Annotated in this window: 21 protein-coding genes; 7 read left to right on the forward strand and 14 right to left on the reverse strand. The window is 72.9% G+C overall.

The window, feature by feature from the left end; genetic code table 11:
- Nucleotide 1 precedes the first annotated feature (1 nt).
- From AB0I91_RS00485 to AB0I91_RS00525, 9 genes are all read right to left on the reverse strand, one after another.
- The gene (locus AB0I91_RS00485) at nucleotides 2-427 is read right to left on the reverse strand and encodes an SUKH-3 domain-containing protein (RefSeq protein WP_499634412.1); all 426 of its coding nucleotides are present in this window, start codon (nucleotides 425-427) and stop codon (nucleotides 2-4) included.
- A gap of 128 nt (nucleotides 428-555) precedes the next feature.
- The gene (locus AB0I91_RS00490) at nucleotides 556-1119 is read right to left on the reverse strand and encodes an acyltransferase (RefSeq protein WP_499634415.1); all 564 of its coding nucleotides are present in this window, start codon (nucleotides 1117-1119) and stop codon (nucleotides 556-558) included.
- Nucleotides 1116-2210 (reverse strand): DegT/DnrJ/EryC1/StrS family aminotransferase, encoded by a 1095-nt coding sequence (locus AB0I91_RS00495; protein WP_498772517.1) that lies wholly within the window; start codon nucleotides 2208-2210, stop codon nucleotides 1116-1118. The genes AB0I91_RS00490 and AB0I91_RS00495 overlap by 4 nt, the downstream gene beginning before the upstream one ends.
- Nucleotides 2207-2857 (reverse strand): NeuD/PglB/VioB family sugar acetyltransferase, encoded by a 651-nt coding sequence (locus AB0I91_RS00500; RefSeq protein WP_498772516.1) that lies wholly within the window; start codon nucleotides 2855-2857, stop codon nucleotides 2207-2209. Before AB0I91_RS00500 ends, AB0I91_RS00495 begins: the two co-directional genes overlap by 4 nt.
- An 11-nt stretch (nucleotides 2858-2868) precedes the next feature.
- Nucleotides 2869-7710 (reverse strand): DUF4082 domain-containing protein, encoded by a 4842-nt coding sequence (locus tag AB0I91_RS00505; protein WP_499634418.1) that lies wholly within the window; start codon nucleotides 7708-7710, stop codon nucleotides 2869-2871.
- 166 nt (nucleotides 7711-7876) lie between these two features.
- Nucleotides 7877-9019 carry a DegT/DnrJ/EryC1/StrS family aminotransferase gene (locus AB0I91_RS00510; RefSeq protein WP_499634422.1) on the reverse strand — a complete coding sequence of 381 codons (1143 nt, stop codon included), beginning with the start codon at nucleotides 9017-9019 and terminating at the stop codon, nucleotides 7877-7879.
- Nucleotides 9016-10023, reverse strand: a complete 1008-nt coding sequence (locus tag AB0I91_RS00515) for an NAD-dependent epimerase/dehydratase family protein (protein ID WP_499634425.1) — start codon at nucleotides 10021-10023, stop codon at nucleotides 9016-9018. Before AB0I91_RS00515 ends, AB0I91_RS00510 begins: the two co-directional genes overlap by 4 nt.
- 26 nt (nucleotides 10024-10049) lie before the next feature.
- Nucleotides 10050-11114, reverse strand: coding sequence for a Gfo/Idh/MocA family protein (locus tag AB0I91_RS00520; RefSeq protein ID WP_499634428.1), 1065 nt, complete (start codon nucleotides 11112-11114; stop codon nucleotides 10050-10052).
- Nucleotides 11115-11127: 13 nt separating this feature from the next.
- Nucleotides 11128-12657, reverse strand: coding sequence for a sugar transferase (locus tag AB0I91_RS00525; RefSeq protein ID WP_499634431.1), 1530 nt, complete (start codon nucleotides 12655-12657; stop codon nucleotides 11128-11130).
- A gap of 571 nt (nucleotides 12658-13228) precedes the next feature.
- Here AB0I91_RS00525 and AB0I91_RS00530 point away from each other — a divergent pair.
- Complete coding sequence (locus AB0I91_RS00530) at nucleotides 13229-13597, forward strand: hypothetical protein (protein ID WP_499634434.1); 369 nt, start codon at nucleotides 13229-13231, stop codon at nucleotides 13595-13597.
- A complete protein-coding gene (locus AB0I91_RS00535) occupies nucleotides 13540-13755 on the forward strand; it encodes a hypothetical protein (RefSeq protein ID WP_499634436.1) in 216 nt (71 codons plus the stop codon). Before AB0I91_RS00530 ends, AB0I91_RS00535 begins: the two co-directional genes overlap by 58 nt.
- A gap of 82 nt (nucleotides 13756-13837) precedes the next feature.
- On the opposite strand, the gene AB0I91_RS00540 is transcribed toward AB0I91_RS00535, so the two are convergent.
- Nucleotides 13838-14059, reverse strand: coding sequence for an RNA-binding S4 domain-containing protein (locus tag AB0I91_RS00540; protein ID WP_498772502.1), 222 nt, complete (start codon nucleotides 14057-14059; stop codon nucleotides 13838-13840).
- Nucleotides 14060-14361: 302 nt separating this feature from the next.
- On the opposite strand from AB0I91_RS00540, the gene AB0I91_RS00545 reads away from it, so the two are divergent.
- Complete coding sequence (locus tag AB0I91_RS00545; RefSeq protein WP_499634438.1) at nucleotides 14362-14889, forward strand: DUF742 domain-containing protein; 528 nt, start codon at nucleotides 14362-14364, stop codon at nucleotides 14887-14889.
- On the opposite strand, the gene mug is transcribed toward AB0I91_RS00545, so the two are convergent.
- Genes mug through AB0I91_RS00565 form a run of 4 tightly spaced genes read right to left on the reverse strand, consistent with a single transcriptional unit; the run spans nucleotide 14866 to nucleotide 18452 of the window.
- Nucleotides 14866-15375 carry a G/U mismatch-specific DNA glycosylase gene (gene mug / locus AB0I91_RS00550; protein ID WP_498772498.1) on the reverse strand — a complete coding sequence of 170 codons (510 nt, stop codon included), beginning with the start codon at nucleotides 15373-15375 and terminating at the stop codon, nucleotides 14866-14868. The genes AB0I91_RS00545 and mug overlap by 24 nt on opposite strands.
- The gene (locus tag AB0I91_RS00555) at nucleotides 15372-17171 is read right to left on the reverse strand and encodes a bifunctional metallophosphatase/5'-nucleotidase (RefSeq protein ID WP_499634441.1); all 1800 of its coding nucleotides are present in this window, start codon (nucleotides 17169-17171) and stop codon (nucleotides 15372-15374) included. Before AB0I91_RS00555 ends, mug begins: the two co-directional genes overlap by 4 nt.
- A gap of 27 nt (nucleotides 17172-17198) precedes the next feature.
- A complete protein-coding gene (locus AB0I91_RS00560; RefSeq protein ID WP_499634444.1) occupies nucleotides 17199-17858 on the reverse strand; it encodes a copper resistance CopC family protein in 660 nt (219 codons plus the stop codon).
- A 9-nt stretch (nucleotides 17859-17867) separates the two neighbouring features.
- Complete coding sequence (locus tag AB0I91_RS00565; protein ID WP_498772492.1) at nucleotides 17868-18452, reverse strand: hypothetical protein; 585 nt, start codon at nucleotides 18450-18452, stop codon at nucleotides 17868-17870.
- Nucleotides 18453-18600: 148 nt separating this feature from the next.
- On the opposite strand from AB0I91_RS00565, the gene AB0I91_RS00570 reads away from it, so the two are divergent.
- The 4 genes from AB0I91_RS00570 (at nucleotide 18601) to AB0I91_RS00585 (ending at nucleotide 23903) form a co-directional block, all read left to right on the forward strand.
- The gene (locus tag AB0I91_RS00570; RefSeq protein WP_498772490.1) at nucleotides 18601-19341 is read left to right on the forward strand and encodes a response regulator transcription factor; all 741 of its coding nucleotides are present in this window, start codon (nucleotides 18601-18603) and stop codon (nucleotides 19339-19341) included.
- On the forward strand, nucleotides 19319-20779 hold the full coding sequence (locus AB0I91_RS00575) for a sensor histidine kinase (RefSeq protein WP_498772488.1): 1461 nt from the start codon (nucleotides 19319-19321) through the stop codon (nucleotides 20777-20779). The genes AB0I91_RS00570 and AB0I91_RS00575 overlap by 23 nt, the downstream gene beginning before the upstream one ends.
- Nucleotides 20780-20862: 83 nt before the next feature.
- On the forward strand, nucleotides 20863-22656 hold the full coding sequence (locus AB0I91_RS00580; RefSeq protein WP_499617412.1) for an ArnT family glycosyltransferase: 1794 nt from the start codon (nucleotides 20863-20865) through the stop codon (nucleotides 22654-22656).
- A 38-nt stretch (nucleotides 22657-22694) separates the two neighbouring features.
- Nucleotides 22695-23903 (forward strand): bifunctional glycosyltransferase family 2/GtrA family protein, encoded by a 1209-nt coding sequence (locus AB0I91_RS00585; RefSeq protein ID WP_498772484.1) that lies wholly within the window; start codon nucleotides 22695-22697, stop codon nucleotides 23901-23903.
- Nucleotides 23904-23929: the final 26 nt, after the last annotated feature.

The raw sequence follows: 23929 nt of genomic DNA on the forward strand, positions 1-23929 counted from the left end.
GTCAGAGGTCGGCGCGTTCGCCCATGACGCCGAGGAGTAACTCCTCCAAGCCGCTGACGTGCGCGCTGAACCTCATCAGGAAGTCGGCGACGACGTAGAGGAAGCCGTGCTCGTCGATGCCGAGGAGGAACCGGCCGTGGTCGAGTTCGCCGATCGGGAACAGGGACCGGTCGACGTGGTCGCCCCAGCCCTCGAACCGGTCCTCCTCGCCGTCGCACAGGATCGGGTCGAGTTCGAACGGCTCCTTGGCCGAGGTGATCCCGGGTCCGCCGATGTCGAACGCCAAGCCGCCGAACTCACCGAGGAACCGCTGGGCCGCTTGGTGCAGGTGCAGTCCGACCGGCTCGAAGTGGACCCGCCACGGGGTCGTGTCCACCTGTCGCCCCGGGTACCAACCGGCCGCGCGCAGGGCTTGTTCGGCCTCCATCGACCAGAGGTCCACTGCTTCCCTCTCACGTACGGGTCTTGGCGACTCAGGAGGCGCGGAAACCGCAGGTCGCGTGTTCTGAGGGTTGAACTCGGGGTTCCTGAGCGCAGGACACGCGGGGAGTGGGGTCAGTCGGTCGGGGTCAGGCCGGTGGCGGTGGTGGTGTGGGTGATGTGGCAGTCGGGGCAGGTGAGGGTCGGGTCCAGGCGTTGGCCGCACGCGCACACCCAGCCCTTGTGGGTGGCCGGGTTGCCCGCGACGAACGCGTGGGCCGGGACGTCCTTCGTGATCACCGACCCGGCGGCGGCGAAGGCGTGCTCGCCGATCTCCACCCCGCAGACGACCACGGTGCCCGCGCCCAGGGTCGCGCCCCGGCGGACCACTGTGGACAGCAGGGCGTCGCCGGTGCGCCTGATCGCCGCACGCGGCCGGAGGTCGTTGGTGAACAGCACGTTCGGGCCGAGGAACACCTCGTCCTCGCACACCACGCCGTCGTACACGAGGGTGCCGTTCTTCACCGTCACCCGGTCGCCGAGCACCGCGCGACCCTCCACGAACGCGCCGTCGCAGATGTTGCAGTCCCGGCCGACCCGCGCGCCCGGCAGCACGTGCGCGAACGCCCACACGCGCGTGCCGTCGCCGACGTCGGAGCTCTCGCACAGGCCGTTCGGGTGCACGAAGACCTCGCTCATCGCACGGCCTCCCGCAGAGCCGCCACCACGCGCTCCTGCTGCGCCACGGTGATCTCCGGGAACAGCGGCAGCGACACGATCTCCCCCGCCACCGCCTCGCTGACCGGGAAGTCGCCCGGCGCGTGGCCCAGGTGGACGTAGGCGCCCGTCAGGTGCACCGGCGTCGGGTAGTGGATGCCCGCGCCGATCCCGGCCTCGTGCAACGACGCCAGCACCCGGTCCCGGGACGCCACCCGCACCACGTACAGGTGCCACACCGGCAGGTTGCCCTCCAGCACCACCGGCAGCGTCACGCCCGGCACGTCGGCCAGCAGCGACGAGTAGCGGTCGGCCGCCGCACGGCGCAGCTCGTTCCACCCCTCCAGCCGCCGCAGCTTCGCCGACAGCACCACGGCCTGCAGCGTGTCCAACCGGCTGTTGAACCCGACCACGGAGTGCTCGTACTTGCGCGGCGACCCGTGCTCGCGCAGCAGCCGCACCGCCGAGGCCAGCTCGGCCGACGTGGTCAGCACCGCACCGCCGTCCCCGTACGCGCCCAGGTTCTTGCCGGGGTAGAAGCTGGTCGCCGCGAGGTCGCCGAGCCCGCCGACCGGCACGCCGTGCCGCCGCGCGCCCTGCGCCTGCGCCGCGTCCTCCACGATCGGCACGCCGAACGACCGCAGCTCCTCCACCGGCGCGGCCTGCCCGTACAGGTGCACCGGCAGCAACGCCTTGGTGCGCGGCGTCACGGCCTCCGCGACCTGCGAGACGTCGATCAGGCCGGTGTCGGCCACGCAGTCGACGAGCACCGGCGTGGCCCCCGTCCGCGCCACCGCGCCCGCGGTCGCGATGAACGTGTTGGCGGGCAGCACGCACTCGTCGCCCGGCCCGATGTCCAAGGCGCGCAACGCCAGCTCGATGGCGTCGGTGCCGTTGCCGACGCCGACGCAGTGCGGCACCTCCTGGTACGCGGCGAACTCCGCCTCGAACTCGGCGACCTGGCGGCCACCGACGAAGGAGGTGTGCTTGAGCACGTCCGCCCAGCCGTCGGCTACCTCGTCGGCCACCTGCTCGTGCTGCGCGCGCAGGTCGACCAGCGGGATGTCGATCACGAACCGTTCCCCTCTCGCAGTCGCCGGGCGGGGTTGCCCGCCCAGACCTCACCCGCGGGCACGTCGGCGAGCACCACCGAACCCATGCCCACCACCGCCCCCGCGCCGATCGACACGCCCTCGCGGACCGCACTGCCCTGCCCGAGGTACGCGCCCTCCCCCACCCGCACCGACCCGCCCAGCGACGCGCGGCCGGCGAACGTGACGCCGTCGCCCACCTCGTCGTCGTGCGTGACCAGCACGTGCGGCATGGCCACGACGTGCGCCCCCAAGCGCAACGGCGCCGTCACCACCGCACCGGCCAGCAGGACCGTGCCCGGCCCCACCTCCGCGCCGACGGCCACCGAGGCCGCCGGGTGGACCACGGTCGCCCACCGGTCCTCCGGCAGGCCGAGCCGGGCGACGAGGTCGAGCCTGCCGCGCGGCCGGTGCGCGTTTGCCACGCACACCAGCACCGCCGCGTCCGTCGAGTGCACGAGGTCCGTGCCGCCGAGGACGGGCAGGCCGTCGAGGTCCGCGCCGTGCCGCGCCGGGTCGTCGTCCAGCGCGCCCACGGGTCGCCACGCCGGCAGGAGACGGACGGCCGCGAGGACTTCGCGGGCCAGTCCGCCACCGCCCACCAGCAGCAGCGGTCGGGGTGCACTCATCCGGGCGGCGCTCATCCGGTGGTGAACACGACGTCGACCCAGTAGTTGCTGCCCGCGTACGACGACTCCGGGAACCCGGGGCCGGCCCGGTAGACGCCGTTGCGGGCGCCCTCGGCCGTGGCCGGCGCGCTCAGCGGCGGGCTGGTCACCGCGTTGCCCATGAAGTACCCGGTGTCCACGGAGTACCGGCCGTTCGGCGCGGTGTAGGACGCCACGTAGGTGGTCCCGGCGATCACGGTCACCGGCGAGGAGAACGTGAGCGTCTGCCAGCCGGTGGCCGTCTCGTTCGCGAACGTGCCGGTGGCCAGCGGAGTGCCCGCCGCGTCCCACAGCGTGCCGGTGTGCGTGCCGGTGTTGCCCGCGCCCTTGTAGAACTTCACGCCGGTCACCGACCCGCTCACCGACGGCACGAACCGGACGCCCAGCTCGTAGGAGCCGGTGTCGTCGGCCGAGGTGACCGTCGGCGCGGTCGCCGCGCTGAACAGCGAGCACGGGCAGTCCCCGTCCGTGGTCGTGGTGAACGACCAGGTCGTGGGCGAGGTCATCAGGTTGCCGTAGACGTCGGCGACGCGCAGGCTCGCGGTGTAGGTCATGCCGCCGCCCAGCGGCGCGGCCGGCGTCCAGGTCACCTGCTGCTGGTTGGCCGACAGCGACAGCGTGCCCGCGATCTTCGCGCCACCGGAGTCGGCGAGCGCGAACTGGGCCGTGCTCAGGTCCACCGGCTCGTCGAACGACGCGGTCAGCGGCGACGTGCGGGCCACCTCGCCCGCGCCGTCGAGCGGCGTGCGCCCGTTGACGACCGGCGGGGTGTTGTCCTCGTTGGGCAGGAAGACGACGTCGACCCAGTAGTTGCCGCCCGCGTAGGAGTTCGTCGGGTGGCCCGCGCCCGCGCGGTAGACGCCGTTGCCGCCGTCCAGGCCCGACGGCGCGCTCAACGGCCCGCTGGCCACCGAGTAGCCGTCGAAGTACCCGGCGTCGACGGCGTAGTGGCCGGTGGTCGTGGTGTACGAGGCGGTGTAGGTCTGGCCCGCGGACACGAACACCGGCGCGGCGAAGGTCAACGTCTGCCAGCCGGACGCGGTCTCCCCGGTGAACGTGCCCGTCGCCAGCTGCTGACCGCTCGGCGACCACAGCGTGCCGGTGTGCGTGCCGGTGTTGCCCGCGCCCTTGTAGAACTTCACGCCGGTGATCCGGCCGCCCGCGGTCGGGGTGAACCGGACGCCCAGCTCGTAGGCGCCGCCGTCGTCGGCCGAGGTGACCGTCGGCACGGTCGCCGAGCTGAACAGCGTGCACGGGCAGATCACCACCATGGTGGTGGTGAACGACCACGTCACCGGGTCGGGCATCGGGTTGCCGTTGACGTCGGCGATCAGCGCGCTCGCGGTGTAGCGGGTGAACGGCATGAGCTTGCCCGACGGCGTCCACGTGACGGTCCGCTGGTCGCCGGACAGGGACACCGAGCCGGTCAGCTGCGCGCCGCGCCGGTCGGTCAGCCAGATCTGGGCGCTGGCCGGGTCGACGGGCTCGCTGAACGTCACCGTCACCGGGCTGCCGGCGACCACGTCCGTCGCGCCCGGGGCCGGCGTGCGGTCGGTGAGGGTCGGCGGGGTGGTGTCGCCGTTGAGGCCGTTGCGGTAGACGACGTCGACCCAGTAGTTCGTCGCGTTGTAGGTCGAGGTCGGCGCGAAGCCGCCGCTGCCGTAGCGGTAGACGCCGTTGGACCCGTCGACGCCGTCGGCGAGCGCCCGCAGGCCCGCGTAGCTCGCGCCCTTGCCCGCGAAGTCGCCGGGGGTGACCGAGTAGCGCCCGTTCGGCGCGTGGTACGACACGATGTAGGTGGTGTTCGCCTGCACAACCACCGGTGAGGCGAACGTCAGCTTCTGCCAACCGCTCGCGGTCTCGTTGGTGAACGTGCCGGTGGCCAAGAGCAGGCCGGTGGACGACCACAGCGAGCCGGTGTGCGTGCCGGTGTTGCCGGTGCCCTTGAAGAACCGGACGCCCAGCACCTCGCCCTTGCCGTTGAAGCGGACCTTGGTGCCGACCTCGATCGGCGTGGCGTCGTCGGCCGCGTACACGGCGGGCCGGGCGAAGTCGTCCCAGATCGTGCACGGGCACGTCGAGGGCCTGGTCGCGCCGGTGGTGAACGACCACGTCGACTGCGGCGTCTGGTTGCCCGCCGCGTCCGACACGCGCAGCGCCACGGTGTAGCCGGTGTTCGGGGTCAGCGCCTGGCTCGGCGTGAACGTGACGGTCTTGTTCTCGCCGGACAGCGCCGTCGAGCCCGACACCGCGCCGTTGGGCCCGGTCACGGTGAACTGGGCGGAACCGGGCGCGATCGCCTCGTCGTAGGTCGCGGAGATCACCGGGGTGAGCGCGACCGTGCCCTCGCCGTCGACCGGCGTGGTGGACACCCGCAGCGGCGCGCGCTGGTCGGGTCCGGGGTCCGGCGCCCACACCACGTCCACCCAGTAGTTGCTGCCCCAGTGGGACTGGGTCGGGAAGCCGGGGCCGCCGAACCGGAACAGGCCGTTCGGGCCGTCCTCGCCGTTCTTCGGGCCGGTGAGCGGTTCGAGGTAGCGGGGCTGCTGGAAGAAGTACTCCAGGTCGTACGAGTAGTGGCCGTTGGGCGCGAAGTACGACACGACGTACGTGACGCCGCCGGTGACGGCCACGGGTTGGGCGAACGTCAGCGTCTGCCAGCCGTTCGCGGACTCGTTGGTGAACGTGCCGGTGGCCAGCGGGGCGCCGTTCTTGTCCCACAACGTGCCGGTGTGCGTGCCGGTGTTGCCCGGCCCCTTGTAGAACCGCACGCCGCGCACGTAGCCGTCGCTGTTCGCCCGCCACTTCACGCCGAGCTCCAGCGGCGAGGCGTCACCGCTGTCGGGCACGTCGGGCGCGTCGGCGTTGGTCCACAGGCCGCACGGGCAGGTGCGCGGGTTCACGCCGGGCGTGGACACCACGGGGGTGGACAGGTTCGCCGAGTCGTCCACCGCGCGCACGCGCAGGCTCGCGGGCCCGGACTTGCTCGGCGTGTAGGTGTAGCTCCACGTCGTCTGACCGGCCTGCCACGCGGCCGGGTGCCAGCGGTCGCCGCCGTCGGTGGACACCTCGACGCCGCCGACCTGGCCGCCCACGTCGGCCACCGTGCCGGAGAACGTGTACGCCGCGCCCACGGTCGAGATCGGCGGCACGGTCGTGAACGCCACCGCCGGGGCCTGGGTGTCGGTGCTCTTGGTCGCCTGCACCAGCCCGGCCTGCAACGTGCTCGCCTGCACGCCCATGTCGGCCAGGAAGTTGACCGTGGCCTGCTTCATCCGCACGTCGGAGGTCGGCGTGTTGGTGAGGAACGCGTGCTCGTCGTCCACGCCCCACGCCCACTGGACCGTGCCCGCGCCGAACACCAGCGACCCGCTCGGGTGCTTGTAGTAGGTGATGGCGTGGGTCTTGGTGTCCGGTGTGTAGAGGTCGCCGTGGTTCTGCAGCACGTACGGGCCGTCGGGCATGGTCACGGTGGTGCGGGACAGCTGCGCCACGCCGGGCGGCTGGAAGCCGTTGTCCTCCACCGAGTTCCACTCGTAGCCGAGCGTGCCGGGCTGGAAGGTGTACGTGCTGCCGGCGGCCAGGCTCTGCAACGACGTGTGCCGCCACAGCCGCATCTTCCCGTGCGCGGCCGGCACCTGGAGCGAGTCCTCCCGGCGGCCGTTGACCGTGAAGATGTTGCCGAGCAGGGCGTTCTCCGGCTTCCCGCCGTCCTGGTCGGGGTAGCGCGGGTCGCGCCAGGTGCCGGTCCAGTCGCTCAGGTTGTCGTTCTGGGTGCCCTTGGTCTCCTTGTAGCAGGCGACGGTGCGCCAGTCGGTCTTCGAGGAGTCGATGCTCTTCTCCCACCGGTGCTTCCAGAAGATCTCGTTGCCGGTGAGGAACGCCAGGTGCACGCCCGCGTCGCGGGCGGCCTCCACGTTGGCGCGCTGCTCCTCGGACCAGTACTCGTCGTGGCCGACGGCCATGAACACCTGGTGGTTGCGGATCAGGTGGCCGCGCCGGGCGGAGTCGGCGTCGGTGGTGTAGCTGACGTCGTACCCGTTGGCCTCCAGGAAGCGCAGCATCGGGTACTCGGCGTTGAAGATGAAGTTGTCGTCGCCGTCGCCGCCGGTGTACGGGCGGTTGTAGCTGACCTTGTACGCCTGCCCGCCCTGGCCGGGGCCGTCGCCGAAGTACAGGCTGTTGCCGCCGTAGCGGTTGTAGGCCACCCAGGTCGAGTCGGAGGTCTGGAACAGGATCTTCGAGGTGCTGGTGTCGTCGCGGACGACGAACACGATCTCGTTCTCCGCGCCGTTGTCGTTGCGGTGCGTGCGCGCGTAGTACAGGCCGGAGACCGCGGTGGTCGGCACGTTCCAGCTCAGCGACACGGCCCAGTTGCCGCAGTCGATCAACGCGCTGCCGTCCTCGCCGCGCAGGCACGGCGGCTGGTTCTGCGCGGTGTTGCGGGTGATCCGCTCCTGGAACCGGGCGCCGACGCCGCCGTAGTAGCCGAGCCGGTAGATGTCGACGTAGTAGGACGACGCGCTGGTGAGCATCTTGAAGTCGACCCGGCCGCCGGGGGTGGCGCTGATGTCGGTGGTGTAGCCGAGGATGGCGTCGTCCCGGTAGGACACCTGCCAGTCCGGCGTGCCGGGCTTGGTGTTCTCGCACGCCACCTTGTTGACCACGGGCACGTCGCACGGCGCGGCGGTGGCCTCGGGGGCGCGCAGCAGACCGACGACCGCGATGGTGGACGCCACGAGGGCGGCCACCACCGCCACGCGCAGCAGGGTCACCGTGAGAACGGGTCTGGCCCGCTTCCGGTCGGCGGTCATGGTTGCACCTTTCGAACACAAGCTGTCGTGACGGGTGGTGATCGCGTGCGCACTGCGTCGACCAGCGGAGCCTCGTTGCTCCGATCGTCGCTGGGAGCCGGCTTCGCGTTACACCACAACGGAGGGGATCCGCACCGCCGAACGCAGGTCGTGTCGGGCGTGCTCCCTAGTGCGACGGGAGCGGCAGCCGCAGCGCCGCGCCGAGCTCCTCCACCACGGTGTCCTGCTGCTCGGCCGTGAGGTCGTGGTAGAGCGGGAGGATCAGCGACCTCGTGGTGAACGCCTCCGTCACCGGCAGCTCGACGTGCGGGTGACCCGCGTACGCCGGCTCCAGGTGCGCGGCCATGATCCCCCGCCGCGCGGACACACCCCGTTCGGCCAGGCGCGCCAGGACGTCGTTGCGCGACACCGCGAGGTCGTCGGGGAGCATCACCCAGAACGACTGGTAGTTCGTCGTGCCGTGCTCCGGGTCGCGCACCGCGCGCAGCCCCGGCACGTCGGCGAGCAGCTCGTGGTAGCGGGCCGCCAGCTCGCGCCGGCGGCGCACGATCGCGTCCAGTTTGGACAGCTGCACCAGGCCGACGGCGGCCTGGATGTCGGTCATCCGGTAGTTGAACGCGGTCTCCAGGTAGCTCTCCACGACCGCGCCGCCACCGCTGTGCCGCTCGGCGGCGCTCACGCTCATGCCGTGCTCGCGCAAGCGCTTGGCCCGGGCCGCCCACTCCGGGCGGTTCGTGGTGAGCATCCCGCCCTCACCGGTGGTGATCAGCTTGCGCGGGTGGAACGACCACGCCGCGATCTCGGCGTCCGCGCCGACCGGCACGCCCCGGTAGGTCGACCCGGCGGCGCAGGCGGCGTCCTCCACCACCGTGACGCCGCGCGGCCCGCACAGCGCGCGGATCGCGTCCACGTCCGCGGGCACGCCGGCCTGGTGCACCAGGATCACCGCGCGCGTGCGCTCGGTGAGCACCGCCTCCACCGTGGCCGCGGACAGGTTGCCGGTCCCCGGCTCCACGTCGGCGAACACCGGCGTGGCGCCGCAGTAGCGGACCGCGTTGGCGGTGGCGATGAACGACAGCGACGGCACCACGACCTCGTTACCCGCCCGCACGTCGAGCAGGTGCAGCGAGAGGTGCAACGCGGTGGTGCACGACGACACGGCGACGGCGTGCAGGGCGGCGACGCGGCGGGCGAAGGCGTCCTCGAACGCCGCCACCTTCGGGCCCTGCGCGACCCAGCCGGACAGCACGGCGGCGGACGCGGCCTCGGCCTCCTCCGCGCCCAGCCACGGCTTCATCACCGGGATCACGGGGACACCTCGGCCCCGGGAGCGCCCACCATCGCCGACCGCCACCACGACACCAGCCCGCGCAGGCCGTCCACCAGCTCGATGTCGGGCTTCCAGCCGAGGTCGCGGGCGGCGGCGGAGATGTCGGCGAGGCGGCGCGTGACGCCGTTGACCGCGCGCTCCGGGCCGTGCTCCAGCGGCAGGTCGGAGTCCATCGCGACGAGCAGGGCGTGGGCCAGCTCCTTGAGGCTGGTCTCCCGGGCGCTGGCGATGTTGTAGACCTCGTCGGTCACCGGGGCCATCGCGGCCAGGACGTTCGCGCGGGCGATGTCGTGCACGTGCACGAAGTCCATGGTCTGCGCGCCGTCGCCGAAGATCAGCGGCGGCTTGCCGTCGGCGATGCGCTCCATCCAGCGGATCAGCACCTCGGTGTACTTGCCGTGCGCGTCCATCCGCGGCCCGTAGACGTTGAAGTAGCGCAGCGCCACGTAGTCCAGCCCGTGCATGGCGTGGAAGCTGCGCAGCATGCCCTCGTTGAACGCCTTGGCCGCGCCGTAGAACGTGTCGTTGTTGTACGGGTGGTGCCGCTCGGTGGTCGGGAACTCCTCCGCCAGCCCGTAGACCGACGCCGACGACGAGGCGATCACCTTCTTCACGCCCGCCGCGGCGGCGGCCTCGATCACCGTGAACGTGCCGTCGACCAGGCACTCCAGCGCGAGCCGCGGTTCCTCGGCGCACTGGGTGATCCGGATGGCGGCGAGGTGGAACACCAGGTCGGTCCCCGTGCTCAGCTCGGCCAGCAGGGTCCGGTCGTTGATGTCGCCCTCGACCACGGTGAGCCGCCCGCCCGCGAGCGCGGCGGCGTCGGCGAGGTTCTCCCGGCGGCCGCGGACGAAGTTGTCCAGCACGACCACCTCGGCGGCGCCGGCGGCGAGCAACCGGTCCACCACCGCGGAGCCGATGGTGCCCGCCCCTCCGGTGATGAGGGCCCGCTGGCCGGTGATCGGCTGAGCCGCGTCCGACATGGTGCTTGTTCCTTCCATCTGCTGGGTCACGCGGTGGCGAGCTGGAGCTCGGCCGGGTGGTCGAGTCGGGCGACGGTGACGAACTCGCCGCCCGCGGCGAGGCTCGCGGAGGCGGCTTCGAGGGTGGCCAGCACGCGCAGGCCGGACCAGCCGTCGGTGAGCGGCGCGCGCTTCTCGGTGATGGAGGCGGCGAACTCCGCCATCATCCCGCGCAGCGCTTCCTTCTCCGGCAGGGCGGGCGCCACGGTGTCGCCGCGCCGGTAGGAGATGATCGCCTGGCGGCGGTCCTCGTCGTCCTCGATCCGGTCGGCGCCCCGGTCGTGCACCGACAGGCGCTGCACGGCGTTCACGTCGTCCCACACGACCGTGCGGCGGGAGCCGCCGACGATCATGGTGCGGATCTTGCTCGGGGACAGCCAGTTCACGTGCACGTGCGCCATCACGCCGTCGGACAGCTCCAGCGTGAGGTGGCCGACGCACGCCCGGCCCGCGCCGATGGGGTCCGAGCCGTGCGCGGCGACCCGCGTCACGCGCACGCCGTCGGGCAGGATCGCGTCGAAGATCGACAGGTCGTGCGGCGCGAGGTCCCAGAACACGTCCACGTCCGGCTGCACCAGGCCGAGGTTGACCCGCACCGAGTCGAGGTACTGCACGGTGCCGATCTCGCCGCCGCGCACCAGGTGCCGCAGGTGCTGCACGGTCGGCGTGTAGACGAAGGTGTGGTCGAGCATCAGCGTGAGGCCCCGGTCCTCGGCCTCGCGGACGAGTTCGAGGCCGTCGGCGTAGTTCGCCGCCAGCGGCTTCTCCACCAGCACGTGCTTGCCCGCGCGCAACGCGGCCAGCGCGACCGGCAGGTGCGTGGCGGCCGGGGTGGCGATGGCGACCGCGTCGACCGCCGGGTCGGCGAGCACGTCGTCCAGCGAGCCGGCCACCCGGACGGTGGAGTACTCGCCCAGCACGCGCCGGGCCCGTTCCACGTCCAGGTCGCACAGGTAGCGCAGCTTCAGGCCGGGGGTGGCCTGTGCGTTGCGCACCAGGTTCGGCCCCCAGTAGCCGGCGCCGATCACGGCGATGCCGATCGGCTGGTCCATCTCGTCCCTCATCTCAGTAGGCCCCCTGGCCGCCGAACACGGCCCGGAAGGTCTTCCACAAGATCAACGCGTCCAGTGCGAGCGACCACTCCTCCACGTACCGGAGGTCGAGCCGCACGGACTCCTCCCACGACAGGTCGCTGCGCCCGGAGACCTGCCACAGCCCGGTCAGGCCCGGCTTGACCAACAGCCTGCGGCGCATGTCGGGGCCGTACTTCGCGCTCTCCTCGGGCAGCGGCGGCCGCGGGCCGACCAGCGACATGGCGCCGGTGAGGACGTTGAACAGCTGCGGCAGCTCGTCGAGCGAGTAGCGCCGCAGGAACCGGCCGACGGCGGTGACGCGGGGGTCGCGGCGCATCTTGAACAGCACGCCCGCGCCCTCGTTCACCGCTTGCAGCTGGGCGCGCAGCGCGTCGGCGCCGGTGACCATGGTGCGGAACTTGAGGATGGTGAACGGCACGCCGTCCTTGCCGACGCGGCGCTGCCGGTAGAGCACCGGCCCGCGGGTGTCGACCATGATCGCCACGGCGACGGCCAGCAGCACCGGGGTGAGCAGCGCGACGAGCAGGGCCGAGCCGACCTTGTCCACGGCCGTCTTGACCACGCGGCGGAAGCCGGTGAACGACGGCTCGCTCACCCGCAGCAGCGGCATCCCGAGCACGCCGGTGACGTGCAGCCGGGGTCCGGCGAAGTCCATCAGGGCGGGCGCGACGACCATCTCGGTGCCGGTGCCCTCCAGGTCCCAGGCGAGCCGCTGGAGCCGGCGCGGCGTCCAGTAGGCGTCGGCGGTGACCGCGACGATCCGGTAGCCGCCGCGGCGGACCTGCTCGCCGAGGTCGCCGAACCGGCCGACGACCGGCACGCCGTCCAACTCCAGGCCGATCTCGGCGCGTCCGTCGACCGTGCACACGGCGTCCACGCGCCAGCCGAGGTGGGGCGCGCGGCGGGTGCGGCCGATCAGGTCGGTGACGGTGTCGAGGTTGCCCGCGGCGAGCACCGGCAGCAGGCAGCGGCCCTCGCCCCGGGCGCGGTGCAGCGGGCGGCGCAGCAGGTAGCGGACCGGGAAGGCGACCAGCGCGACCGCCGGTCCGACCACGAACACCCACAGGCGGGCGCCCGGCAGCCCGGCCGCGAGCGCGCCGAGGCCCAGCGCGACGACGGACCCGAACAGGCCGCGGCCGAGGCGGCGGAACTCCTCCGCGCCCTGGCCGAGCACCATCGGGTTCCAGACGCGGCCGAGGAACAGCGATCCCACGATCACCGCGACCGTGACCGCTTGCAGCCCTAACAAGGACAGCGGGCCGACCGAGGCGTGGCGGGCGGACAGGAGCAAGCCCGCGAGCACGACGACCAGGACGGTGCACACGATGTCGGCGGCGATGACGCCGTAGCGGTAGGCGGGTTCCCAACTGCCCACCGTGGGGCTGGTGGTGCGCTGGGTGGCGTGCTCGGCGGTGCGCCGGGTGGCGCCCTGGTCGGTGTCCTGGGCGGCGCCGAGCCCTGCGACCGGTCTGCGTCGCGTCGGCTGGACCTGCTCGCTCATCGTGGTACTCCCCGGGTTGGGCCGGTTCGGCGTTGCACGTTCGCAGGGCATCCCCGACGGACCCGCGTGGTGTACGGCAAATGTGCGGCCGGCGATTTCTCGCCTCGCCAAACCGTCATTCGTCGCACCGGCGGCGCGCGTTACACACGGTGCACGTCCGCCGGACGGCCATTCCCCGGCACGATGGTCGCCGCACACCGAGACGGGTCGTCGAGTGACTTCGGGTCACCGGTCCGCGCTGCGGAAAGGCTTGCCCGAACACCGGGACGCCTCGGTCCACAGTGGCCGGTGATCGCCCGTGCGCACGCGGGACACGTCAATCGGATCTGGGACGGGTTCCGTTACAGCGAGTTTCCGGGCGGGGTCCGAACCGGGCCGGAATGCGTCCGAATAAGGACTTAAGGCCCTGCGCCGAGACCGCACCGCAGCGGACTGCGATCACCCATTCACAGTGCGGCAGCAGCTATTCGGCGCAACGGATCGGGCACTTCGGGTGAGGAACTGTTCGACATTTACCGAAGCGGGTCGGTGGAGAGTGACCACGGCCACTTTTCGGGCCACAATGGTCCCCGTGGTCGTCGTGTCGGTGATCGCCGGACTGCTGGCCGCGTTCCACGGCGCGTGGGCGTGGCGGACCCGGCTGTACCCGCGCGGCTCCCGCGGGGTCGGGCTCGCCGTGCTGGACGCCACGTGGAGCCTGCCGAACACGGTGGCGGGCGCGGCGTTCCTGGCCTACGCGCTGGCGCGCGGCAACCGGGTGGACGCGGCGTTCAGCAGGCACCGGGGCACGCTGGGCCTGCGCGACGGGGTGATCGAGGGCTTCGCCACCACGGTCGGCCGGTCCAGGCCGGCATCGCGATGGGCGTGGACGAGCACGAGGCCGTGCACGTGTTCCAGGCGCGCCTGTTCGGCCCCTTCTACCTGCCGCTGGTCGTGGTGAACTGGGTCGTCGCCACCGTGCTGCCCTACTGGCTGCTCTACCACGACCGCGCGACCGCCCCGATCGACGGCGTGGCGGCCTACTTCCAGCGAGGCGTCTACCCGCACTGCTGGCACGAGGAGTGGGCCTACCGCCGCCAGGGCACCCCGCCGCGCTGAGCACCCGGACCACGGCCATCGCCGCGCCGCCAGCCCGACCGGGGGCGCGGAGCCGGTTGCGGGGCTCCGCAAGGCCCCGGTGCTAGCGACCGGTAACCAGGCGGGCCTTCTCCGGGCCCACGGCGATCACGTCGCCGTGGCGCAGCTGGGCGCCGCGGCGGGTCTCCAGGCGGCCGTTCACCGTGACCTCCTCGGATTCGACCAGGTCACGGGCGTGCGCGCCGTTGTCCGCCAAGCCGGCCAGCTTGAGGAACTGGCCCAACCTGATCATGTCGTCGGAGATCTCGACCTCGCGGATGCGCATCGTCCCATCATCCTCCAGCGTGCACGTGCGTCCGCACGTGCCGCGGTTAACGAGGATTGCACGGAGTCGAAACACGCCCGACATCAACCGAACGTGGTTCGGTCTACGGTTCCCGGAATGTGAGCACAGGCAGCTCTGACCCGGAGCCGACCGGCGGCGAGCGCAGACGCCGCCGGTCCCTGCGCGGGAACGTCGGCACGACCGGCGCCAGGTTCGGCTCGCCCGCGTTGCGGCGCAGTCTCGAGCAAGAGCCTACGGAACAGCCCGAGCCGCCCCGGCGGCGGAGGTCGTTACGGGGCGAGGTGGGCGCCACGGGCGCCCGGTTCGGCTCGGCCGCGCTCCGGCGCAGCCTGGACGAGCAGCCGGACGACCCCCTCGAGGAGACCGCGCCGTTCGACGCACCCTACGACTACGTGGAGCCGCCGGAACCCCGGCCCGACCGCGAGCCCTGGCCGGAGCACGAGCCGGAACCCGCCGCCGAGGAGTTCTCCGGTCCCCTGGTCCGCCCCTACGCGTGGACGGGCGGCCGCACGGCGTCCGACTACGACCTGAGGCTGGAGACCCTGGTCTCGCTGGAGCGGGACGGCATCGCGATCGCCATGCGGGAGAGCACCGCGGAGCAGCGGTCGATCGTGGAGCTGTGCGCCAACTACCCCCGGTCGGTCGCCGAGGTCTCCGCGCTGCTGGCCGTGCCGCTCGGGGTGGCGCGGGTCCTGCTGGGCGACCTCATCTCGATGGGCGTGGTCGCCATGCACGACAACGCCGCCGCGGCCACCGGCGCGGACTTCACGCTGCTCGAACGGGTGCTAGTCGGCCTGCGCAACCTCTAGCCGCAACCGGCCGAAGACCTCGGCCAGCGCGGGCAGCTGGTAGTGCGCGTTGAGCCCGCTGGGGTTCGGCAGCACCCACAGCCGCGACGACGCGATCGTCTCCTCCTGCGGGCCGATCGCCGCCGCCTTGCGCCCGAACGCGGCCCGGTACGCCGTCACGCCGACGACCGCCACCACCTTCGGCCGGTGCCGCCGCGCCAACGACGTCAGCCGCGCACCGCCCGCCCGCAGCTCCTCGGCGGTCAGCTCGTCGGCCCGCGCCGTCGGCCGGGCGACCAGGTTCGTGATGCCCAGCCCGTACCGCGGCAGCTCGTCCTGCTCGGCGGGGGTCAGCAGGCGCGGCGTGAACCCGGACAGGTGCAGCGCCGGCCAGAACCGGTTGCCCGGCCGGGCGAAGTGCTGCCCCTTGGCCGCCGACAGCAGGCCGGGGTTGATGCCGCAGAACAGCACGTCCAACCCCGGCCCGACGATGTCCGGCAACGTCACCCGACCACCACCGGCGTGCCGTCGACGACCAGCCGCCAGCCGACCCGGTGGAACGCGGCCGGGTCGATCTCGCCGCGCTCGCGCACCCAGTCGATGATCAGCTGCCGGATCTCCAGCTGCTGGTTGTGCAGCACCGGAGCGGTCGCGATGTGCGGGAAGTTGCCGCCGCCGGACTGCCGGTAGTTGTTCACCGCCACCGCGAACGCCTGCTCGGCCGTGACCGCGACGCCGTCGTAGGCCAGCCCGGTGATCCGCTGCCCGACCGGCCGCGCCAGGTCGATGTCGTAGGTCAGCGGCGCGTCGAGGCCGGCCGCCACGTCGTAGAGGTAGTCCGGCGTGCCGTTCGCGTTGGTCAGCGCGTCCGGCTGGTGCGGCCCGGGCGTGCCGACCGCCTTGAAGTAGGCCGCCGACCGCTCCAGGTAGTCCTTGAGCTGCGCGCCGGTGAGCCGCACGCCGAACAGCGTGTTGTCGAAGACGTAGAGCCCGGCCACGTCGCGCACCGACACGTCGCCCGCCGGGATCGCCGCCGCCTTGTTGAACGGCGAGGCCAGCGACAGCACCGGCAACGCCTCGGTCAGCGACGCCTTCAACGCCGTGCCCTGCACGAGGTTGACGAAGTCGAGCGCGGCGGTGTCCTCGTACCGCGCGGTCGCGGCGGACATCGCCGACCTCGACGTGCCGATCTTGGAGTTGACGTAGGCGACCACCTTGTCGTGGTCGGCGCGCAGCCGCCGCACGACGGCCGGGTCCTCGGGGACGGTGTTGGTGTTGAGCACCTGCGAGCGGGACGCCTCGGCGCGCCAGCCCCGCCCCGGCGTCCACGCCAGGTCGAACTCCATCAGGCTCAGCCGCTTGCCCCAGAACAGCGGCTCGGTCAGCAGCACCTGCCTGCCGGTTGCCTTGTTGGTGACGAACCGCTGCGCGATCTCGGTGTGCGCGTGGCCGACCAGGATCGCGTCGATGCCCGGCACCTCCTCGGCGACCAGGGCGGAGCAGTTCTCCGGGAAGGGCAGCAGGTCGCCGAGCGACGACGACAGGTCCGCACCGGAGTGCGCGGCGACCACCACGAGGTCCGCGCCCGCCGCGCGCACCTTCGGCACCCACTCGCGGGCCTGCTCCAGCACGCCCGGGAAGGTCATCTTCCCGTCGACGTGCGCCTTGTCCCAGATCGCGATGCCGGGGTTGGTCAGGCCGAGGATGCCGACCCGCAGCGGCGGCGCGCCGGTCCGCCACACGGTCTTGATCACGTACGGGCGGAACGCGGGCTCGCCGGTGGCCGAGTCGATCGCGTTGGCGGCCAGCAGCGGGAAGTCCAGCTGCTTCTCGAACGCCCGCAGCAGGGGGATGCCGTAGTTGAACTCGTGGTTGCCGAGCGCGGCGGCGTCGTAGCCGAGCTCGTTCATCGCGGCGGCCATCGGGTGCACGCGGCGGCGGCCGATGGGCTCGACCTTGGCGTAGTAGTAGGCCAGCGGCGTGCCCTGGATGGTGTCGCCCGCGTCGACGAGCAGGGTGCGGTGCGCGCCGCGTTCCTCGCGGACCGCCTTGACCAGCGTGGACAGCTTCGCCAGGCCCACGTCGTTGTGCCCGCTGTCGTCGAACTCGCGGTCGGCGAAGTAGTCCCAGTTGAAGACGTTGCCGTGCAGGTCCGTGGTGCCGAGGACGGTGAGGGTGAACCGCCGCCCGCCGGCCCGGTCGTCCGGCGCGGCGTGTGCCGCCGTGCGGAACCCGGCCGCGGCGAGCACGGCCGCGGCGCCGCCCGTGAGCAGGGCGCGGCGGTGCAGAGGGGATCCGGTCATGGGGCGACCGTAGCCATTGACCGTTGACTACTCGGCCGGCTTCTCCGCGTCCTCGCCCTTCGCCCGCCGGTTCAGGCCGACGCCGACGGCGATGCCGATCACCGACAGCACCGCCACGATCAGGATCCACACCCACAGCGGCACGCCGCCGTCGTCGGCGGCGGGGGTGGCGGCCGGGTCTGGCGCGCGGGTGGTCGACTGGGTGAGCGTGGCCACCGAGCCGGTGGCGGCGGTGGTCGACGAGGTGGTCGGGGCGTCGCCCGCCGACGTCACGGCGGGCGGCGCGGCGGGCGTCGTGGCGGCCGGCGGCTGCTGCGCCGGCGGCGCGGTCACCGTGAAGGCGAACGTGCCGTCGACGAAGTCGCCGTCCAGCGACTCGACCCGCCACGTCACCGTGTGCTGCCCGGCGGGCGACGAGGACTCCAGCAGGGGCACGGTCAGCTTCGCGCCGTCGGCGGTGACCTCGCCCGTCGGCCAGGCGCTGCCGTCGACGGCCATGACGGTGACCTCGGCGCTCTCGGCGGGCACCGGCTCGGTGAACGTCAGCGTGAGCAGCGTGGGCCGCTGCGCCAGCGACGCGCCGCTCGCCGGGTCGCTCGAGACCAGCTCGGTGTGCGCGTGCGCGTGGGGCGACGCCCCGAACAGGACCAGGGTTGCCAGCAGTGCCGAGAGCGCCAGTCGGGTCATGCCGTAGTTCTACCGGGTCGGCGGGGTCCCCTGCTGGTCGGTCGGGCCGCCCTGCCTGGCGGGCGGCTGGCCGTCGCCCTGCTTCTGCTGCGGCCCGCCGCGCATCATGTTGCCCTCCATGATGCTGTCCGCGGTGGCCTTGCCGTCGGCGGACCCGGTGGGCTCACCGGCGATCACCGTCACGACGTCGCCCGCGGCGATGTCGTCGAGGTCGCCCTGGCCGCCGTTGACCTGCGTGTCGTCGTCGACCAGGTAGGTCTCGCTGAACCCGTCGGCGCTCTTCACCGTGATGGAGGAGTCGCCGACCTCGGTGACCTCGCCGTTCTGGAACTCGCCGTGCTGGGTGTCGCCGAACGGGCCGCCCATGATCACCAGGCCGCCGTTGGCCCGCCCGTACCCGCCGGGCCCGCCCATGCCCCGGGCCGCGTCGGAGTTGCTCGCGGCGTAGATGACACCACCGCCGACGGCGGCGATGCCGAGGGCGATCGCGACCGCGGCGAGGCTCTTGCGGCCGTTCCAGCCGGTTCCCGCAGCGGCGGCCTGCGGCGGCGGCTCTTCACCCCAGGTCGGGTGCTGCTCGGTTTCGGTAGTCATGGCGACCACCGTCTCGGGCGAGCCTGTGAGCCGGCTGTGCGGCCGTTGGGCGCTGCCTGTGCGTGCGCCGCGGCCGGTCGGGCGGGTTCACAGGTGGTACACAGGAGCGGCACAGGTCCGGCTCAACCGCCGGGTCCAGGATCGGAGCATGCGCCCAGTGTCCGCTTCGGGGACGTCCCCTGAACTCCGCCGCCCGGACGGAAGTCCGGTGCGGGTCCTCGTGGTGGACGACGAGTCCACGTTGGCCGAGCTGATGTCCATGGCGTTGCGGATGGAGCGCTGGGAGGTCCGCACCGCGCTCGACGGCACGTCCGCCGTCCGGGTCGCGCGCGAGTTCCGGCCCGACGTGGTGGTGCTGGACGTGATGCTGCCCGACTTCGACGGGCTGGAGGTGCTGCGCAGGCTGCGCGCGGACCTGCCCGGCCTGCCGGTGCTGTTCCTCACCGCCAAGGACGCGGTCGAGGACCGGATCGCCGGGCTCACCGCGGGCGGCGACGACTACGTGACCAAGCCGTTCAGCCTGGAGGAGGTCGTGCTGCGGCTGCGCGGCCTGCTGCGCCGCACCGGCGTCACCGAGGCGGGCGCGGGCACCGAGCTGGTGGTCGGCGACCTCGTGCTGGACGAGGAGACGCGCGAGGTGCGCCGCGGCGGCGTCGCGATCGACCTCACCGCGACCGAGTTCGAGCTGCTGCGGTTCCTGATGCGCAACCCCAAGCGGGTGCTGTCGAAGGCGCAGATCCTGGACCGGGTGTGGAGCTACGACTTCGGGGGGCAGGCCAACATCGTCGAGCTGTACATCTCCTACCTGCGCAAGAAGATCGACGCGGGCAGAACGCCCATGATCCACACGATGCGGGGCGCGGGCTATGTCCTCAAGCCCTCCGCCTGAGCGCCCGTCGCGGACGGCGGGCTGGCCGCTGCGGACCAAGCTGGTGGCGGCCCAGGTGGTGCTGCTGGCGGTCGTGTGCGCGATCATCGGCGTGGCGACCGGGTTCGCGCTGCGGGACACCCTGATCGCCCGGTTGGACGACCAGTTGGTCGACACCACGACCAGGGTGCGGCGGGACGTGCCGCCGCCGCCGTTCCCGGGCCTGGCCGACCCGCTGGACCAGCCCGGGTTCGGTCCGGGCACGCTGGTGCTGATCAAGCACCCCGACGGCGGCACCAACGCCGAGCGGCTGGCCCGGGGCAGCGGCGACCGGACCAGGCTGTCGACCGACGTCACCGCGCTGGCCGAGGAGGTGCCCGCGGACGGCCGGCCGCGCACGGTGTGGCTGGGCGAGGAGCTGGGCGACCACCGGATGATCGCCACCACCACCCCGACCGGCACGAAGGTGATCACCGGGCTGCCGATGGCCGACGTCGACGCGACGGTGCGGCGGATGGGCTGGATCCTCGGCGGCGTGGCGCTGGCCGGGCTGGTCGCGGTGAGCCTGGCGGGCGCGCTGATCGTGCGCCGCACGCTGCGCCCGCTGGAACGGGTCGCCGCGACCGCGAGCCGGGTGGCCGAGCTGCCGCTGCACGAGGGCGAGGTGGCGCTGGCCGAGCGGGTGCCCGACGAGTACGCCGACCCGGGCACCGAGGTCGGCCAGGTCGGCCTGGCGCTGAACCGGATGCTCGGGCACGTGGGCAGCGCGCTGGAGGCCCGGCACGCCAGCGAGACCAGGGTCCGGCAGTTCGTCGCGGACGCGAGCCACGAGCTGCGCACCCCGCTGGCCGCGATCCGCGGGTACGCCGAGCTGACCCGCCGCACGTCCGACGAGGTGCCGCCGCGGATCGGGCACGCCATGCGGCGGGTGGAGTCCGAGGCGGTGCGGATGACGTCGCTGGTGGAGGACCTGCTGCTGCTGGCCCGGCTGGACGCGGGACGTCCGCTGGCCCGCGACCCGGTGGAGCTGTCGCGGCTGGTGGTCGACACGGTCAGCGACGCCCGCATCGCCGGTCCCGAGCACGAGTGGCGGCTGGAGCTGCCGCCCGACGCCGTCGAGGTGACCGGTGACGCGCACAAGCTGCACCAGGTGCTGGCGAACCTGCTGTCCAACGCGCGCACGCACACGCCGCCGGGCACCACGGTCATCACGACGTTGTCCACTGTGGAGGGTGGGGTGCGGGTGTCGGTGAGCGACGACGGCCCCGGCATCCCGCCCGACCGGCAGGGCGAGGTGTTCGAGCGGTTCAGCCGGGGCGACACGTCGCGGTCCCGCGCGGCCGGCAGCACCGGGCTCGGCCTGTCGATCGTGGCCGCCGTGGTGGCCTCGCACGACGGGACCGTGCGGCTGGCGAGCAGGCCCGGCCGGACCACGTTCACCGTGCACCTGCCGCGGTGACCCGCCCGGGGGCGTGATCGCGCACAGCCCGCTCACAGCCGGGGCACAAGGACCGCCCAGGGTTCGCCGACAGGCTCGGCCCCATGCGAGCGAGACTCCCCCTGTTGCTGCTGCTGGCCGGGACGGCGGTGCTGTACCTGTGGCGGTTGGGCGACTCCGGTTGGGCCAACGCCTACTACTCCGCCGCCGCGCAGGCCGGCGCCGAGAGCTGGCACGCGTGGTTCTTCGGCGCGACCGACCCGGCCGGCGCGATCACCGTCGACAAGACACCCGCGGCGACCTGGGTCATGGGTCTGTCGGCCCGGCTGTTCGGCGTCAACGCCTGGAGCATCCTGGTGCCGCAGGCGTTGATGGGCGTGGCGAGCGTGTGGCTCCTGCACGCCGCCGTGCGCCGCGCGGCCGGTGAGGCGGCCGGGCTGATCGCGGGCGCGGTGCTGGCGCTGACGCCGGTGGCGGTGCTGATGTTCCGGTTCAACAACCCCGACGCGTTGATGCTGCTGCTGCTCGTGGCGGGCGCGTACGCCACGGTCCGCGCCACCGAGAAGGCCTCGGTGCGCTGGCTGGTCTTGGCGGGCGTGGCGGTGGGGTTCGCGTTCCTGGCGAAGATGCTCCAGGCGTTCCTGGTGCTGCCCGCGTTCGGGTTGGTGTACCTGGCGTTCGCGCCGGCCCCGCTGCTGCGCAAGGTCTGGCACCTGGGCGCGGCGTTGGGCGCGGTGGTCGTCGCCGGTGGCTGGTGGGTGTTGGCGGTGGAGCTGACACCCGCCGGGTCACGGCCCTACATCGGCGGCTCGCAGGCGGACAGCGTGCTGGAGCTGGCGTTGGGCTACAACGGTCTCGGCCGGTTGACCGGTGAGGAGATCGGCAGCGTCGGCGGCGGCGGTCGGGGCTCGGGCGGGTGGGCCAGGCTGCTCGGCGACGAGATGGGCGGTCAGATCGCCTGGCTGCTGCCGACCGCGCTGGTGCTCCTGGTCGCCGGGTGGTGGGCCGGACGCGCGACCGAGCGGGTCGGGCTCGCGCTGTGGGGCGGCTGGCTGGTGGTCACCGCCGTGGTGTTCAGCTTCATGAACGGCATCATCCACGCCTACTACACGGTCGCGCTGGCGCCCGCGGTCGGCGCGTTGACCGGGATCGGCGCGGTCGCGTTGTGGCGCAGGCGGCAGGATCCCGTGGCGGCGGCGGCGTTGTCCGGCGCGCTGGCCGTGACCGCGCTGCAGTGCTACCTGCTGCTGCTGGACTGGTCCGCCCCGCTGGCCGCGGTCGTGCTGGTCCTCGGCCTGGTCGGGGCGGTGGGCCTGTTCCTCGCCGCCTCCGCGCCCGCCGCCGTGGTCGTGCCGGTCGCCGTCGTCGCCGCGCTGCTCGGGCCGGGGGCCTACTCGATGGCGACGGCCGCGACACCGCACTCCGGCGCGATCCCCAGCGCCGGTCCGGCGCTGACGAACCGACCCGGCGGGCTCGTCATCATGGGCCCCGGCGGGGCGACGAACAACGTCCGCGCCGGCGGTGGCGGGATGGGCGGGCTGCTCAACGCGCCGACGCCGGGCGACGAGCTGGTGGCGCTGCTGCGCGGCAGCGAGGGCTTCACCTGGGCGGCGGCGGCCGTCGGCTCCAACAACGCGGCCGGCTACCAGCTCGACAGCGGTGCGCCGGTGATGGCCGTCGGCGGGTTCAACGGCACCGATCCCGCGCCGACCCTGGCGGAGTTCCAGGAGCTGGTCCGAAGTGGACGGATCCACTACTTCCTCGGCGGGGCCCTGATGCCGGCCGAGACGGGCAGCGACGCGTCCCAGCGGATCGCCGAGTGGGTGGCGGAGGCGTTCACCGCGACGACCGTCGACGGCGTCGACGTCTACGACCTCACAGCCGGCGCACAGCGATGACACACGAGCCGCCCAGCCAAGCGCCCGAGGGTGAGCTCATGACCACGCTCACGACGACCACCGTGCTCGACGTGGTGGTGCCCGTGTACAACGAAGAACGCGACCTCGCACCGTGCGTGCGCAAGCTGCACGCCGACCTCACCGAGACCTTCCCCCACACGTTCCGGATCACCATCGCGAACAACGCGAGCACGGACGGCACGCGCGCCGTCGCCGACGAGCTGGCCCGCGAGCTGCCCGGCGTGACCGCGGTCCACCTGGCGGAGAAGGGGCGCGGCCGGGCGCTGAAAGCGGTCTGGACCGCGTCGGACGCCGCCGTGCTGGCGTACATGGACGTGGACCTGTCCACCGACCTGGCCGCTCTCGCGCCGCTGGTGGCGTCGTTGACCTCCGGGCACTCGGACCTGGCGATCGGCAGCCGGCTGGCCCGCGGCGCGCGGGTGGTGCGCGGGCCGAAGCGCGAGTTCATCTCCCGCTGCTACAACCTGATCCTCCGCGGCGCGCTCGCCACCCGGTTCACCGACGCGCAGTGCGGGTTCAAGGCGATCCGGGCCGACGTCGCCCGGCGGCTGCTGCCGCACGTCGAGGACACCGGGTGGTTCTTCGACACCGAGCTGCTGGTGCTCGCCGAACGGGCCGGCGCGCGCATCCACGAGGTGCCGGTGGACTGGGTGGACGACCCGGACAGCCGGGTGGACCTCGTGTCGACCGCCGTGGCCGACCTGAAAGGCGTCGTCCGGGTGGCCCGCGGCCTGGTGAGCGGGCGGATCCCGATCGGCGAGCTCCGGGCACAGCTGGGGAGGCAGCCGTTGGAACCGCGGACGCCGGGCGTGCCCGCCGGGTTGTTCCGGCAGCTGGTCCGGTTCGCCGCGGTCGGCGTGATCAGCACGTTGGCCTACCTGCTGCTGTTCGTGTCGCTGCGCGGCGGGCTCGGCGCGCAGGGCGCGAACCTGGTGGCGCTGCTGGTCACCGCCATCGCCAACACCGCGGCCAACCGCCGGTTCACCTTCGGCGTGCGCGGCCGGCGCGGCGCTGGCCGCCACCAGTTCGAAGGGCTGCTCGTGTTCGGCCTCGGCCTCGCCCTGACCAGCGGCTCGCTGGCCCTGCTGCACCTGTTCGCCGCGCCCGGCGGCCCGGCCGAGCTGGTCGCGGTCGTCGGCGCCAACCTCCTCGCCACCGTGCTGCGCTTCCTGTTGCTGCGCAACTGGGTCTTCCGGCCGCGCCGCGCCGCGGAGACCACTCCATGACCACACCGTCGACCCTAGGGAACCCT

The organism is Actinosynnema sp. NPDC049800 (assembly GCF_040656635.1).
Lineage (GTDB): Bacteria > Actinomycetota > Actinomycetes > Mycobacteriales > Pseudonocardiaceae > Actinosynnema.